Raw genomic sequence first — 2,056 nt, forward strand, 5'->3', positions numbered from 1 at the left:
CTGAGTAAACTGAAGGTTCTTACTGATTCGATAGACAAGCGATTCGAACGCAGAGGTAGCCACGTTCAGCTCAATGAGTTCACCCAGTTTGGCCGTGGCCCACAGCAGGTTGGCAATACCCCGGGCATTAAATTGGTCTTCCTGTGCGTTCACCCGGTGCAACAGCGCGGCCACGGCCTCGTAGAGCCCTGGTGTTTGCTCCTGCCCGTTATCCACCAGTTTTGCCATGGCCCAAAGCAGGTTGGCGATTTCCTGTGGGTTAAAGTTAGCTTTTTGTACGATCACGCAGGTCAACAGCGCAGCCACGGTTTTGTTGAACTCTGGTGTCTGCTCGTACCTGTTGTCTACCAGTTTCGCCATGGCCCACAGCAGGTTGGCGATATCCTGTGGTTTAAAGTCAGCTTTCTGTACTTTCACGTGGGGCAGTAGCGTGGCCACGGCCTCGTTGAGCCCGGGTGTCTGCTTCTGCTCGTTGTCCACCAGTTTCGCCATGGCCCACAGCAGGTTGGCGATATCCCGGGCATTAAATTGGTCTTTTTGTGCGTTCACGCAGGGCAACAGTGCGGCTACGGCCTCGTTGAACTCTGGTGTCTGTTCCTGCCCATTGTCCACCAGTTTCGCCATGACCCACAGCAGGTTGGCAACATGCTGGGCAATAAATTGGTCTTTTTGTGCGTTCACGTGGGGCAACAGGGCGGCCACGGCCTCGTTGAGCTCTGGTGTCCGCTCCTGCCCGTTGTCCACCAGTTTCGCCATGGCCCACAACAGGTTGGCGATTCCCTGGGCATTAAATTGGTCTTTCTGTGCGTTCACGAGGGGCAACAGGGCGGCCACGGCCCTGTTGAGCCCCGGTGTCTGCTCCTGCCCATTGTCCACCAGTTTCGTCATGGCCCACAGCAGGTTGGCGATTCCCTGGGCATTAAATTGGTCTTTCTGTGCGTTCACGAGAGGCAACAGGGCGGCCACGGCCCCGTTGAGCCCCGGTGTCTGCTCCTGCCCATTGTCCACCAGTTTCGCCATGGCCCACAGCAGGTTGGCGATATGCTGAGGAATAAATTGGTCTTTCTGTGCGTTCACGAGAGGCAACAGGGCGGCCACGGCCCCGTTGAGCCCCGGTGTCTGCTCCTGCCCATTGTCCACCAGTTTCGCCATGGCCCACAGCAGGTTGGCGATATGCTGAGGAATAAATTGGTCTTTCTGTGCGTTCACGTGGGGCAACAGGGCGGCCACGGCCTCTTTGAATCCTGGTGTCCACTCCTGCTCGTTGTCCACCAGTTTCGCCATGGCCCACAGCAGGTTGGCGATATCCTGGACATTAAATTGGTCTTTCTGTGCGTTCACCCGGGGGAACAGCGCGACCAGGGCCTCGTTGACTCCTGGTGTCCGCTCCAGCCCGTTTTCCACCAGTTTCGCCATGGCCCACAGCAGGTTGGCGATATGCTGAGGAATAAATTGGTCTTTCTGCGCGTTCACGAGAGGCAACAGGGCGGCCACGGCCTCGTTGAGCCCTGGTGTCCGCTCCAGCCCGTTGTCCACCAGTTTCGTAATGGCCCACAGCAGGTTGGCAATGTCCCGGGCATTAAGTTGGTTTTTCTGTGCGTTCACGAGGGGCAACAGGGCGGCCACGGCCTCGTTGAGCCCTGGTGTCCGCTCCAGCCCGTTGTCCACCAGTTTCGTAATGGCCCACAGCAGGTTGGTAATGCCCTGGGCATTAAGTTGGTCTTTCTGTGCGTTCACGAGGGGCAACAGGGCGGCCACGGCCTCGTTGAGCCCTGGTGTCCGCTTCTGCCCGTTGTCCGACAGTTTCGCTATGGCCCACAGCAGGTTGGCGATACCCTGGGCATTGAATTGGTCTTTCTGTGTGTTCACATGGGGCAACAGGGCACCCATGGCCTCTTTGAACTCTGGTGTCTGCTCCAACCCGTTGTCCACCAGTTTCGCCATGGCCCAAAGCAGGTTGGCAATGCCCTGGGCCTTAAATTGGTTTTTCTTTGCGCTCACGTGGGGCAACAGCGCGACAACGGCCTCGTTGAATTCCGTTGTCTGCTTCTGTCCT

The 2,056-nt window shown here is 57.7% G+C and carries 1 protein-coding gene; it reads right to left on the reverse strand.

Annotation, left to right across the window (positions count from 1 at the left end; all coding sequences use genetic code 11):
- A partial coding sequence (locus ACO6UX_RS23405; protein WP_422450706.1) for a DUF1601 domain-containing protein occupies positions 1-2,056 on the reverse strand: 2,056 nt, incomplete at both ends.

The sequence above is a fragment of the Endozoicomonas sp. ALB091 genome (assembly GCF_049310265.1).
Lineage (GTDB): Bacteria > Pseudomonadota > Gammaproteobacteria > Pseudomonadales > Endozoicomonadaceae > Endozoicomonas.